This is a genomic window from Pseudomonas laurentiana (assembly GCF_014648275.1).
Classification (GTDB): domain Bacteria; phylum Pseudomonadota; class Gammaproteobacteria; order Pseudomonadales; family Pseudomonadaceae; genus Aquipseudomonas; species Aquipseudomonas laurentiana.
Genome location: NZ_BMQU01000013.1, coordinates 1 through 12,446, shown reverse-complemented (window position 1 = coordinate 12,446; position 12,446 = coordinate 1). Strand labels below are relative to the sequence as shown.

Sequence of the window (12,446 nt, the reverse complement as noted above, 5' to 3'; positions counted from 1 at the left end):
ATGGGGCTCACCAGCACGATATCCCTCTATGACAGCCGATGGCCTGCCCTCTTTCTCTGCGCCCGCGAGCAGATCGCGGCGGCGTTCGGGGCTGAGCTTGTGGCCATCCACCATGTCGGGAGCACTGCTGTTCCGGGGCTCGCAGCCAAGCCTGAAATTGACCTTCTCATTGAGGTTTCGGCGCACCTGAACGAGGCCCACCGAGACACCGTCATGCGCGAACTCGGCTACGCACGAGGAAGTGATCTGTCCGCAGGCCACCATTTTTATCGCCGCGATGTCGATGGCGTGCGCACCCATAAAGCCCACGTTTGCCTCACCGGCCATCGCCAAATCGAACGAATGCTTCGCTTCCGGGATCGCCTCAGGCACGACCCAGTCCTTCGCCAGCAGTATCAAGACTTGAAACGTGAGCTCGAAGCCAGCAACACCGGTGGCATCGGTGAGTACCTGGCAAAGAAGGCGCCTTTTATCGACGGAGTAATGGGGGCGGACTAGGTGAGATTGCGCAATACAACTCAGAAGTGCCAAACAGTCAGCCGACAACAACAACAACAACAACAACAACAACAACAACAACAAGGAACCCCAATCATCGCAGAATGACCATCCGGGGATCGTGAGCGAAGAACATGCCATTTCGGATTGTACCCTGTCGGGTAATGGAGGCAATTGATCCTTCAATCATTCCCATGGCAGCCTTAACAGATGGCCGTGGACCAGGATTGGCAGCGACGAAAGCTGGACCGATACAACCCGCTAGCGCAGAAAAACACACGGCAAAGCAAACGAGCGAGGCCCTGTCGGCCTTCAATGCCTTCAGCCGAACCAACAACTTAGGTATCGTGATACTTCTCCCTAAATTATCTGCGAGCCCCCCATCACAAGCCGCCCCATGTGCATGCACAATCAATATATCCCCACCCGCCATTGCATTAGCCGCCTCTTCATTAAGATATATGGCAACTACTTCTGTAACAACAACCCCATCAACCACACAAGGAACACGAATACCTTCAACCAGTTCGGCTGCATTTCTGCGCAAATCTCCAACACTACTCGGAATACGCAGGAACGGGATATAAATACAAAGCTTAGGCACCCGCCTTTCTCCTTTGAATAAATAACCCATACTTACTCAAAACCACATAAAACAACAAGAACAAAGACCAGTGACTTCAGACTCTTAGACGACAAATCCCGTGTAATAACGTCGAAAAACAGAGTGACACTGCCAAGTTCTGTACGAAATCCCTCGAAACTTATTCAATCCGAACAAGAGCCCCATTCTAGTAAAGTCTGCCGCCATCAAAGGCAGGAGCCAAAGATGGCAAAACGATATGAACTACCCGATGCAGCCTGGGAACTGGTTGCAGACCTCTTTATCGAAGCACGACGCGGTGGCCGCCCTAGGGCGGATGATCGCCTGATGCTGAACGGCGTGCTCTGGGTGCTTTGCTCAGGTGCAGCCTGGCGTGACATGCCGAAACGCTTCGGGCCTTGGTCAACTATCTATCAACGCTTTCGTGACTGGCGAAAACGAGGGATCTTTGACCAGTTCCTCAAACGCCTTCACATTAGACTCAACGAACATGGCCTGATTGACCTGAACACTTGGGTAATCGACTCCATCACAGTACGTGGAAGAAGAACTTCATCAAGCGCAGAAAAAACTGGCCTGAAGAGCCTCAAGATCGAGCGCTCGACCGCAACTGCGGAGAACCAAACTCTGTACGAAATCCTTAGAAACTCATTCAAGCCGAATGAATACCTCAATCCAGCAGAGTCTGTGGGCATCAAAGACGAGAGCGCCCGATGGCAAGGTGAAAAAATCGCCCTGACACAGCCTGAAAACTGGTTACAGAGCTCTTTATCGAAGCCAGATCCTGCCGCGCTATCGCTATCGAATCTAACCTGTCATACCCGTAATGCTTCAGAAAGACCGTGAGATGGCCGCTGGCTCACCTTCCACCCACCGCCCTCCAGCAACGACACACTAGGCCATGCTCTTCTAGACTCAATAGGCAGTCGCAGAAAGAACAGAGCACGTCGCTTTGGTGCAGATGAATCAAGAGCGGCGTGGCAAGCTGCCTGTTATGCCCTGAAGAGGTGCGGCAAAGACCGCACGGGGCCCAACAAGATGCCCGCTCAGGGTGCTTGGCCAACGGCCCGAACATGCCACGCTACCGTGACGTGGTGTGAGTGCCGCAGCCGACACTCTCGGACAATCGACGACCGCCTGGTTTGCTCGTGACCGTGAGGAATGCTGTATGCCTGATGAGATGTTGCACCTGCCTATGGTCATCAGTCTGCTGGAACGCCACAAGGGCTCCCCCGGTGCACTGCTGCCCATTCTTCATGAGATTCAGGAACGCATCGGTTACATCCCCGATGCCGCTGTCCCCGAGATTGCCCATGCCCTCAACCAGAGCCAGGCCGAGGTGCGCGGGGTTATCAGCTTCTATCATGACTTTCGCACCGCACCGCCAGCGCGGCATATCCTGCGCCTGTGCCGGGCCGAGTCCTGCCAGAGTCGTGGCGCCGAGCAACTCGCCGCGCAATTGCGCGAACGCCTGCAACTGGACGACCACGGCAGCAGCGCCGACGGCAACATCAGCCTGCGCCCGGTGTATTGCCTTGGTGCCTGCGCCTGCTCGCCAGCCCTGGAGCTGGATGGCCAAGTGCATGCACGGCTCAGTGCCGAGCGCCTGGATGCCCTGCTCGATGCTTGCCAGGAGGACGCATGATGCCGCGCTTCTATCTGCCCTGTGATTCGCTTGCCCGTGCCGTGGGTGCCGATGAAGTCGCCACGGCCCTGCTTTCTCAGGCCCAGGAACGCAATCTGCCGCTGGACCTGCAACGCACCAGCGCTCGCGGCCTGTACTGGCTGGAACCACTGCTGGAGATGGACAGCCCGCAAGGCCGTATAGGCTTCGGCCCGCTGACGGCTGCCGACGTGCCCTCCCTGCTCGATGCCCTGCAAGGCGATCCGTCCACCCACCCGCTGGCCTTGGGTCCGGTGGAGCAGTTGCCCTATCTAAAAACCCAACAACGCCTACTGTTCGCCCGCGCCGGCATTACCCGACCGCTGTCCCTGGAGGACTACCGGGCTCACGGTGGCTTCGATGGCCTGACCCAGGCCATCGCCCTGGGTGGCGAGCAGACCGCGACCGTGGTGTTCGATTCGGGGCTGCGCGGCCGTGGCGGCGCGGCCTTCCCGGCCGGAATCAAATGGCGCACGGTACGCGGCACACAGGCGAGCCAGAAGTACATTGTGTGCAACGCCGACGAAGGCGACTCCGGCACCTTCGCCGATCGCATGTTGATGGAAGGCGACCCGTTCCTGCTGATCGAAGGCATGGCCATTGCCGGTCTCACCGTCGGGGCCAGCTACGGCTACATTTATGTGCGCTCGGAGTATCCGCAGGCCGTGGCCACACTGCGCGAGGCGCTGGATATCGCCCGAGCCGCCGGTTACCTGGGCGCCAATGTCGGCGGCAGCGGCCTGGCTTTCGATATGGAAGTGCGAGTCGGTGCCGGCGCTTACATTTGCGGTGAGGAAACCGCGCTGCTGGACTCCCTCGAAGGCAAGCGCGGGATCGTCCGCGCCAAGCCCCCCATTCCCGCCTTGCAGGGCCTGTTCGGCCTGCCGACCCTGGTACACAACGTGCTGACCCTGGCCTCGGTGCCACTGATTCTGGCCAAGGGGGCGCAGTTCTATCGCGATTACGGCATGGGCCGTTCCCTGGGCACCATGCCTTTCCAACTGGCAGGCAATGTTCGTCACGGTGGCCTGGTGGAACGGGCCTTTGGCCTGACCCTCAAGGAGCTGGTGGAAGACTACGGTGGTGGTACCGCCAGTGGCCGGCCGCTGAAGGCCGCTCAGGTCGGCGGCCCACTCGGCGCCTGGGTGCCACCCGAGCAGTTCGACACGCCGCTGGATTACGAGGCCTTCGCCGCCATCGGCGCCATGCTCGGTCACGGGGGTGTGGTAGTGGCTGACGACAGCCTGGACATGGCCCGCATGGCGCGCTTCGCCCTGCAATTCTGCGCCGAGGAATCCTGTGGCAAATGCACCCCATGCCGTATCGGTTCGACCCGGGGCGTGGAGGTGATCGATCGTCTGCTGGCCGCACCAGAGCAGCGCGGTCGTGAAGCGCAGGTGATCATCCTCAAGGACCTGTGCGACACCCTGCAGTACGGATCCCTGTGCGCACTGGGTGGTATGACGTCCTATCCCGTGGCCAGCGCCCTCAAGTACTTCCCCGCCGACTTCGGTCTGCAGCCTTCGGAGGCCGACCAATGATCACGCTCTTCGACCCAAATACCGATATCGACCTTGGCACCCCGGCTCGCGACAGCCACGTGCAGGTCACCCTGAAAATCGACGGCCGCAGCATCAGCGTGCCCGAAGGCACCTCGGTGATGCGCGCCGCTGCGCTGATGGGCACCACCATTCCCAAACTGTGTGCCACCGACAGCCTGGAAGCCTTCGGCTCCTGCCGCATGTGCCTGGTGGAGATCGACGGCATGCGCGGCTACCCGGCCTCCTGCACCACGCCGGTCAGTGAAGGCATGAGCGTGCACACCCAGACGCCGAAACTCGCCACCCTGCGCCGCAACGTCATGGAGTTGTACATCTCCGATCACCCGCTGGACTGCCTGACCTGCTCGGCCAACGGCAACTGCGAGCTGCAAACCGTAGCCGGCCAGGTCGGCCTGCGGGAAGTGCGCTACGGCTATGAGGGCGCTAACCATCTGACCGACCAGAAGGACACCTCCAACCCCTACTTCGACTACGACCCGAGCAAGTGCATCGTCTGCAACCGTTGCGTACGCGCCTGCGAAGAAACCCAGGGCACCTTTGCCCTGACCATTACCGGGCGCGGTTTCGAGTCCCGGGTTGCGGCGGCCGGTGGCGAAAACTTCCTCGACTCGGAATGCGTGTCCTGCGGTGCCTGCGTGCAGGCCTGCCCCACCGCAACCCTGATGGAAAAAAGCGTGATCGAACAGGGGCAACCCGAACACAGCGTGATCACCACCTGCGCCTATTGCGGCGTGGGCTGCTCGTTCCGCGCCGAGATGAAAGGCGACGAGCTGGTGCGCATGGTTCCAGACAAGAACGGCCAGGCCAACCACGGCCACTCCTGCGTCAAAGGGCGCTTTGCCTGGGGCTACGCCACCCACCCGGATCGCATCACCACGCCAATGATCCGCAAGCACATCAACGACCCGTGGCAGGAAGTCAGCTGGGATGAAGCCGTGACCTACGCCGCCAGCGAGTTCCGCCGACTGCAGCAAACCTACGGCCGCGACGCCATTGGTGGCATCACCTCCAGCCGCTGCACCAATGAAGAAACCTATCTGGTGCAGAAACTGGTGCGCGCCGCCTTCGGCAACAACAACGTCGACACCTGTGCGCGGGTCTGCCACTCGCCGACCGGCTACGGCCTGAAACAAACCCTTGGCGAGTCTGCCGGCACCCAGAGTTTCGACTCGGTGATGCACGCCGACGTGATCCTGGTGATCGGCGCCAACCCCAGCGACGCCCACCCGGTATTCGCCTCCCTGCTCAAGCGCCGCCTGCGTGAAGGCGCACGCCTGATCGTCATCGACCCACGGCGCATTGACCTGGTGGACTCGGTCCATGCCCGTGCCGAACTGCACCTGGCCCTGCGCCCCGGCACCAACGTGGCCATGCTCAACGCCCTGGCCCATGTCATCGTCACCGAAGGGTTGCTCAACCAAGCCTTTATCGACGCGCGTTGCGAAGGCAGCGACTTCGCCCGCTGGCGCGAGTTCGTCAGCCGCCCCGAACACTCGCCGGAAGTCCTTGGCGCCGTCTGCGGTGTAGCGGCTGCGGACATCCGCGCCGCTGCCCGCCTGTACGCCACCGGCGGCAATGCGGCGATCTACTACGGCCTGGGCGTCACCGAGCACAGCCAGGGCAGCACCGCAGTCATGGGCATCGCCAACCTGGCCATGGCCACCGGCAACATCGGTCGCGAAGGCGTAGGCGTGAACCCGCTGCGCGGGCAGAACAACGTTCAGGGCTCCTGCGACATGGGCTCCTTCCCTCACGAGCTACCCGGCTATCGGCACATCTCCAACGAGGTGATACGGGCACAGTTCGAGCAGGCCTGGAACGTCACCCTGCAACCGGACCCCGGCCTGCGCATCCCCAACATGTTCGAGGCCGCCTTGGGCGGTAGCTTCAAGGGCCTGTACTGCCAAGGCGAAGACATCGCCCAGAGCGACCCCAATACCCAGCATGTCACCGCAGCGCTGTCGGCCATGGAATGCGTGGTGGTACAGGACATTTTCCTCAACGAAACCGCCAAGTTCGCCCACGTGTTCCTGCCGGGCAGCTCATTCCTGGAAAAGGACGGCACCTTCACCAACGCCGAGCGGCGCATCTCCCGGGTACGTAAAGTCATGGAGCCTTTGGGTGGCAAGGCTGACTGGGAAGGCACAATGGCCCTGGCCAACGCCCTGGGCTACCCCATGCACTACCAGCACCCGTCAGAAATCATGGATGAAATCGCCAGCCTGACGCCAACCTTCGCCAACGTCAGCTACACCGCGCTGGAGCGCCACGGCAGCCTGCAATGGCCGTGCAACGCCGAGGCGCCGGACGGCACGCCCACCATGCACATCACGGAATTCGTGCGCGGCAAGGGCCGCTTCATGCTCACCGGCTACGTGCCCACCGAGGAAAAGGTCAACAGCCGCTACCCACTTCTGCTGACCACCGGGCGTATCCTCAGCCAATACAACGTCGGCGCCCAGACCCGGCGTACCGAGAACGTCGCCTGGCACGAAGAAGACCGTCTGGAAATCCACCCGACTGATGCCGAAAGCCGTGGCATCAACGAAGGCGACTGGGTCGGCATCGGCAGCCGCGCAGGCCAGACCGTACTGCGCGCACGGGTCAGCGAACGAGTAGCCCCAGGCGTGGTGTACACCACCTTCCACTTCCCAGAGTCGGGGGCCAACGTCATCACTACCGACAACTCCGACTGGGCCACCAACTGTCCGGAGTACAAGGTCACCGCGGTGGAAGTCAGCCGCGTCTACCACCCTTCCGAGTGGCAAAAACGTTATCAGGCGTTCAGCGACGAACAACAGCGCCTGCTCGAAGAACGTCGCCAGGCACGCACCGCCGGAAAACACGCCGAGGTACGTCGATGAGCACTGCCAACCTGATCAAGATGGCCAACCAGATCGCCCAGTACTTCGCCAGCGAGCCGGACCAGCAGCAGGCTGTGCTCGGCGTGCGTAATCACCTGCAGATGTTCTGGACACCCAGCATGCGCAAGGAGTTGCTGGCCTGGCAGACGTCGCACAAAGGCGCTGACCTGCACCCTCTGGTGCAGGCGGCGCTCAGTGGCGCGGGCTGGGAGGCTTAGGTTCACGCGGCTCGTTGAACTCGCGCGGCTATCAGGCCGTGCGAGGTGCCTATGGGGCAGTTTAAAGAGGGCTAAGCAACTGCTTCAGAAAGAAGCGGGATACCGTCCCGATGCTACGCTTGGTAGCACAGTATTATGGTATCCCACATACCAAACGTAACACCTGAAAACGTACCCGCTCAAGAACGCGCATTACAGTACCGAATCATCCCTGGCCCGGATATTGCTCAACCTTCAGGCAATCCATCCGAGACTCACCTCAAATGGCCAACCGCTCATTACCCACTGGCAACCCCCATGCCTGTCACTGGCAGAAGGCCTGTGGGCGTGAGTTGCCAAGCGGCGCCATGAAAGGTTTCCTCCGGCGCGCGCCAGCGCCATTGCAGGTCATGCTCAAACGCCTCCCTGCCTGCGTCGCGGCCAAACAGAACGGCTTCTGGCAAATAGTCCGATAGGTCTTCCCGACGAGAGTTCTTCTCGATCATTACCGTAGCGCCCGCCCCGTCGGTGTGCTGCGGCCCCTTATCCGATAGCGCCCTGGAAACGGCTTCATTGCCCTTTTCTGGAGACCTGTACCCGGAAGACCTAGATGACCAACACAACCGCAGTGCTTGTTATCGACTTGCAGAAAGAAGATGGCTTTGCACTAGAACGATTTGACCACGTGGTTGCCAACGCGGCCTCGCTGATCAAAACCGCCCGTGGCTTGGGTATCCCGCTGTTCTATACCCGCCACATCAACGATGCGCAAGGCCGGAACCTGGCCCCCGGAGAACCCGTGGACGAACACGGCAAGCCGACCAGTTACCTGGCAGGTACGCCTGCTATTGAGATCATCGACGCGCTGGCACCTCAGGCCGGCGATGTGGTGATCGACAAGCAACGCTACAGCGCGTTCCACGGTACCCGGCTGGCCCAGATGCTACACAGCAGGGGGATCCGCCACCTGGTGGTGTTTGGCGTGCTGACCGACGTGTGCGTGATGACCAGCCTGTTCGATGCCTACCAACATGACTTCCAGCTCAGCCTCGTTTCAGATGCCTGCACGGCGACGACGCTGGCAGCGCATTACTCGTCGCTGCTGATCCTCTCCAACTGGATTTATGGGCTGGAAATCTATTCCACCGCGCAGCTCCTTCGCCATTGGCGGAACCAACCGGCGTCTTCAGTGCGAACACTCGAACCGGATCACCTCGCCTTCCAACCTGAAGCGTTCATCGAAGCGATCCACCGCTTCGAAAACCGCCTTGCCCGTGACTGCTGAACGCGGAGATTGCCATGCAAATAGAAAACAGAAGCATTGATTTCATTCCAGAACATGAGCGCTATGGCCAGCCCCGCTCGCTGTTCTTTGTCTGGTTCGGCGCCAACACCAACATCACCACCGTTGCAGCGGGCGTGCTGCCAATCAGCCTGGGGCTCAACCTGTTCTGGAGCGCACTGTCGATCCTGCTGGGCTCCATGATCGGCGCGATCTTCATGGCCTCGCATTCCGCCCAGGGCCCGAGGCTGGGCATTCCACAGATGATCCAGAGCCGAGCCCAGTTCGGCGTATTCGGCGCAATAGTGCCGCTGCTGTTCGTCATGCTCATCTACCTGGGGTTCTTCGTCAGCAACACCTTGCTCGCCGCCCAGGCCGTCGCCAGCGCGAGCCCACTCAGTAACGAGGGCAACATCGTCCTGCTCGGCGTACTGTGCTTTTTGGTCGCCCTGTTCGGCTACCAACTGATCCATCGCCTGCAGAAAGCCCTCTCGTTCATCTCCATCGGCGTGTTTGGTACCGCTACATTGCTGGCGCTTGCACTTCCCGTGGCGCCTGAACAGTGGTCGCCGCAAGGCTTCCACCTGGCGAGCTTCCTGGCCTCGGTCAGTATTGCGGTCACCTGGCAGCTGTCCTATGCGCCGTATGTGGCGGACTACTCCCGCTACCTGCCCACCCGCACCCCAACCCGGCATGTGTTCTGGTACAGCTACCTGGGCACCGTCATTGGCGGCAGCTGGATGATGCTGCTCGGTGCCGTACTGGCCAAGGCCATGACAGGCTTTGCGGACAACGTGGGCTTGAACCTGGTGGGGCTGCTTGGCGGAGGAACGCTGCTGATGTTCGCGTTCATTCTGTACGGCCAGGTCGCCATCAACGTGTTCAACCTTTACGGCGCATTCATGTCGACCGTCACAGTGATCGAACCGTTCGCCGCGCTGAAAGTCACACCCCGCGCACGGGCCGGGTTCATGTTCATCATCTGCGCCGCCGCGACCGGCCTTTGCACACTGGCTCAGGATGACTTCATCCAGTTCTTCCTGAACTTCATCTTCTTCATGAGCTACTTCCTCATCCCCTGGACGGCCATCAACCTGGTGGACTACTACGCGCTGCGCAAAGGCGTTTACCAGATTGCGGACATCTTCGAGCCAAAGGGCATCTATGGTCGGGTGAACTGGATCGCCATCGGCGTGTTTCTGAGCACCATCCTGCTTGAAGTACCCTTCATGAACACCTCGCTTTACGCCGGGCCGATTGCGACCGGGTTGCAGGGCGTTGACCTCGCATGGGCCGTCGGCCTGGTGTTCCCGGCACTCAGTTACTACTGGCTGATGAACAAGCGCACAGCCCTGCAAGGCGTGACCGCGAAGGTGTAAGCGCAACGCGTGGGATGCAAGCTGGCCTGCGGGTGTCAACGCGCCCGCATCGTGGACAAGCCAACCAGAGGGGGCCACACAGAGTATGTGAGTTTTCCCTGTGGGAGCAGGCTTGCCTGCGATAGCGTCAGCGGGGTGTCAACCCGTCGGCGGCGCCTGCATCGTTGGCAAGCCAACTCCCACAGGGATCCATGCAAAACACTGCATGTTCTGTGGGAGATTCCATGGTTCTTGCGTGCCCATGAGGTCAAACCACTTGATTGCGAAAGATCTTCACAGACAAGGCAATGAAAGCCCGTGCTGCCGGCGACGATTGGCTCTTGTCCAACACGGCAATCCCAACATGTCGCCTGACTGCCGGGTCGAGCACTTTCGTGAGGTACTGCGAGGCATCACGTTCAGGCAAGGCGGATTCGGCTACTACCGTCACAGCATCGCCCCGCGCCACTGCAGCCAAGGTGCTCATTAGCTGAGAGGTTCTATAGCGGATTTTGGGGTTCAATCTCGCGGCCACAAAGAGTCGCGAAACCAACTCAGACGAACCGGCTTCTGTCAGTACGAACGGATCTGAACACAAGTCATTCAACGTCACCGCCTCCTTGGCCGCCAAACGGTGCCCACAAGGTAGCAAGGCAACCATTTGGTCCTCGATCAACGGGTAGGTATCGAACTGGGCCTCCGGCAGGGCAACGAAGCCAACGTCCACTCGTCTATCCAATAGCCACTGAACGACCTGACGGTCGGGCCCCTCGTCCACATGTACCTCGATACCAGGATGGATCCTGCGGTAGTCAGCAAGGATTCGCGGCAGCAATCGTTGGGATGACGTGGGGCCAAATGAACCGATGCGCAGGGTGCCCAGCTTCATGCTCTGTGCATCCGACGCTTCTTGTCGAATTGCATCAGCCAGCCCAAGCATCGATTGAGCGCGCTGGAGCAGCCTTGCCCCAATATCCGTCAGTTCGACCTGGCCCTGGTGCCGAAAAAGCAGCTCAACGCCCAGTTCCTGTTCAAGCGCCCTGATGGCATGGGAAACCGCTGACTGGGAAATCCCCAGTTGGGCGGCCGCCAGCGTGAAACCACGTCGCCCGGCGACGACGATAAAAATTTCGAGCTGAGTCAGCGTCATCGCACAACCATGAGTAATCACTCATTTCCATATGAGCCCAATTCAGCATAAGGATAGAACACTGAAGCATAACGAGATAGGCCTAGGCGCCTTTTGACATCGCAGTAATCAAGGAGATTTTTATGGGCGCTCAATGGAAAACTGAAGGCGTATCGGCGCTATGGCCAGAGATCAATGGACCGTTTCTATCTCTGCGAGGAATGGCTGACGCATACCACCCCGAAGACGAAATCCAAAAGACGTACAAGCAACTTCTAGCTGGGTTTGATGCAATTACGGGTTGCGAGATGAAGGAGCTCTATCGATTCAGAATTGCTTTGGATCAGATGAGCGAGCAAACGACATCAATCCCTGAGATATTTCTCATCCATAAGGCATTTACTGCGTGGGTGAACTTCGAATACGATCTGGCCAGAATGCTATTTACACAACATATCAGAGCGTACCCTTCCGATATCATCGCCCTCTTTTTCCTGCACATGCTTGATTTCTGCACAGGCAAGACTACCAACCTAAATTCAGTTCTTGCCTTCTGCGACAACCACATATCAAAAACACACTATCTCTACTCCTACTACCTCTCCATGAAATCCTTTGTCCTATGTGAAAATCAGTGCTTCGACGACGCACTTGAGGTGGGATTTGAATCTATAAAACTGTTACCAGACAATATCTATGGAATACATGCCGTTGCCCATGCCTTGCATGAAATGGGACGTTGGAAAGAATTGTCGTCTTTTCTGACAAGTTGTAAGGTTCACTGGATAGAAAATTCCGGCATGCGGATGCACGTATATTGGCACCTCGCAATTGCCTACGAACGATGCAACGAGATTACCCTAGCATTTCAGGCATTTGAAGAACTATACGCTCTCAAGGACAGCCCCTTCGCAAAACAGGATCTTGATGCCGTAGGTTTCCTTTGGCGGCTACGACTCAAATCTACAGATAGTGGATTCAATGCAGTATGGGAGCGCCTTGCCTTGCTTTGGACCGGAAGTATCTGCGCTTCCACCTCTTATTTTCACAAGATTCACGCCGCGCTTGCATTCTCGGCAACGAACCAACCCCTATTCATTGAAAAGCAGATTGCAGAAAGCGATGGGTTTGGGATTGAACCGGAAACTCATCGCACAGGAGTCAATGTCCTAAAAGGCATCCTGCTGTTCACCCTTGAACGCTACAATGAAAGTTTTGAACTGCTGGGCGGCCTCAAGGAGCAAGTGCAACAGCTAGTTAAAAAATCGGAGCGCGCTAATTCCGAAATT

Annotated in this window: 11 protein-coding genes and 1 pseudogene; 9 read left to right on the top strand and 3 right to left on the bottom strand. The window is 58.9% G+C overall.

The features are described from left to right. Positions 1 to 498 carry a GrpB family protein gene (locus IE038_RS14525; RefSeq protein ID WP_163935049.1) on the top strand — a complete coding sequence of 166 codons (498 nt, stop codon included), beginning with the start codon at positions 1 to 3 and terminating at the stop codon, positions 496 to 498. Positions 499 to 592: 94 nt separating this feature from the next. On the opposite strand, the gene IE038_RS14520 is transcribed toward IE038_RS14525, so the two are convergent. After that, positions 593 to 1,102 (bottom strand): hypothetical protein, encoded by a 510-nt coding sequence (locus tag IE038_RS14520; RefSeq protein WP_189395829.1) that lies wholly within the window; start codon positions 1,100 to 1,102, stop codon positions 593 to 595. A 225-nt stretch (positions 1,103 to 1,327) separates the two neighbouring features. Between IE038_RS14520 and IE038_RS14515 the strand changes: the two are divergent. The 5 genes and pseudogenes from IE038_RS14515 to IE038_RS14495 all read left to right on the top strand — a co-directional run. Continuing rightward, positions 1,328 to 1,719 (top strand): annotated as a pseudogene (locus IE038_RS14515) (IS5 family transposase); the annotation flags it as partial. Between the two features lie 551 nt (positions 1,720 to 2,270). Continuing rightward, positions 2,271 to 2,747 carry a formate dehydrogenase subunit gamma gene (locus IE038_RS14510; protein WP_163939914.1) on the top strand — a complete coding sequence of 159 codons (477 nt, stop codon included), beginning with the start codon at positions 2,271 to 2,273 and terminating at the stop codon, positions 2,745 to 2,747. Beyond that, positions 2,744 to 4,306 carry a formate dehydrogenase beta subunit gene (locus IE038_RS14505; protein ID WP_189395828.1) on the top strand — a complete coding sequence of 521 codons (1,563 nt, stop codon included), beginning with the start codon at positions 2,744 to 2,746 and terminating at the stop codon, positions 4,304 to 4,306. Before IE038_RS14510 ends, IE038_RS14505 begins: the two co-directional genes overlap by 4 nt. Continuing rightward, positions 4,303 to 7,191, top strand: coding sequence for a formate dehydrogenase subunit alpha (gene fdhF, locus IE038_RS14500; RefSeq protein ID WP_189395827.1), 2,889 nt, complete (start codon positions 4,303 to 4,305; stop codon positions 7,189 to 7,191). The genes IE038_RS14505 and fdhF overlap by 4 nt, the downstream gene beginning before the upstream one ends. Then, positions 7,188 to 7,409 carry a formate dehydrogenase subunit delta gene (locus tag IE038_RS14495; RefSeq protein ID WP_163938206.1) on the top strand — a complete coding sequence of 74 codons (222 nt, stop codon included), beginning with the start codon at positions 7,188 to 7,190 and terminating at the stop codon, positions 7,407 to 7,409. Before fdhF ends, IE038_RS14495 begins: the two co-directional genes overlap by 4 nt. 278 nt (positions 7,410 to 7,687) lie before the next feature. On the opposite strand, the gene IE038_RS14490 is transcribed toward IE038_RS14495, so the two are convergent. Beyond that, positions 7,688 to 7,894 carry a hypothetical protein gene (locus IE038_RS14490; RefSeq protein ID WP_163938209.1) on the bottom strand — a complete coding sequence of 69 codons (207 nt, stop codon included), beginning with the start codon at positions 7,892 to 7,894 and terminating at the stop codon, positions 7,688 to 7,690. A 104-nt stretch (positions 7,895 to 7,998) separates the two neighbouring features. Here IE038_RS14490 and IE038_RS14485 point away from each other — a divergent pair, with 104 nt between their 5' ends. Then, on the top strand, positions 7,999 to 8,673 hold the full coding sequence (locus tag IE038_RS14485) for a cysteine hydrolase family protein (protein WP_163938213.1): 675 nt from the start codon (positions 7,999 to 8,001) through the stop codon (positions 8,671 to 8,673). A gap of 14 nt (positions 8,674 to 8,687) precedes the next feature. Next, the gene (locus IE038_RS14480; protein WP_189395826.1) at positions 8,688 to 10,049 is read left to right on the top strand and encodes a purine-cytosine permease family protein; all 1,362 of its coding nucleotides are present in this window, start codon (positions 8,688 to 8,690) and stop codon (positions 10,047 to 10,049) included. 247 nt (positions 10,050 to 10,296) lie between these two features. On the opposite strand, the gene IE038_RS14475 is transcribed toward IE038_RS14480, so the two are convergent. Beyond that, the gene (locus tag IE038_RS14475) at positions 10,297 to 11,178 is read right to left on the bottom strand and encodes a LysR family transcriptional regulator (protein ID WP_189395825.1); all 882 of its coding nucleotides are present in this window, start codon (positions 11,176 to 11,178) and stop codon (positions 10,297 to 10,299) included. Between the two features lie 122 nt (positions 11,179 to 11,300). Between IE038_RS14475 and IE038_RS14470 the strand changes: the two genes are divergently transcribed. Beyond that, positions 11,301 to 12,446 (top strand): tetratricopeptide repeat protein (locus IE038_RS14470; RefSeq protein WP_189395824.1); only part of this gene is annotated, 1,146 nt, incomplete at its 3' end.

What these genes read in the sequence shown, in the direction of transcription:
- IE038_RS14510 (WP_163939914.1), top strand. Translation starts at nt 2,271, where the DNA reads ATGCCTGATGAGATGTTGCACCTGCCTATGGTCATCAGTCTGCTGGAA.
- IE038_RS14495 (WP_163938206.1), top strand. Translation starts at nt 7,188, where the DNA reads ATGAGCACTGCCAACCTGATCAAGATGGCCAACCAGATCGCCCAGTAC.
- fdhF (WP_189395827.1), top strand. Translation starts at nt 4,303, where the DNA reads ATGATCACGCTCTTCGACCCAAATACCGATATCGACCTTGGCACCCCG.
- IE038_RS14480 (WP_189395826.1), top strand. Translation starts at nt 8,688, where the DNA reads ATGCAAATAGAAAACAGAAGCATTGATTTCATTCCAGAACATGAGCGC.
- IE038_RS14490 (WP_163938209.1), bottom strand. Translation starts at nt 7,894, where the DNA reads ATGATCGAGAAGAACTCTCGTCGGGAAGACCTATCGGACTATTTGCCA.
- IE038_RS14505 (WP_189395828.1), top strand. Translation starts at nt 2,744, where the DNA reads ATGATGCCGCGCTTCTATCTGCCCTGTGATTCGCTTGCCCGTGCCGTG.
- IE038_RS14525 (WP_163935049.1), top strand. Translation starts at nt 1, where the DNA reads ATGGGGCTCACCAGCACGATATCCCTCTATGACAGCCGATGGCCTGCC.
- IE038_RS14475 (WP_189395825.1), bottom strand. Translation starts at nt 11,178, where the DNA reads ATGACGCTGACTCAGCTCGAAATTTTTATCGTCGTCGCCGGGCGACGT.
- IE038_RS14485 (WP_163938213.1), top strand. Translation starts at nt 7,999, where the DNA reads ATGACCAACACAACCGCAGTGCTTGTTATCGACTTGCAGAAAGAAGAT.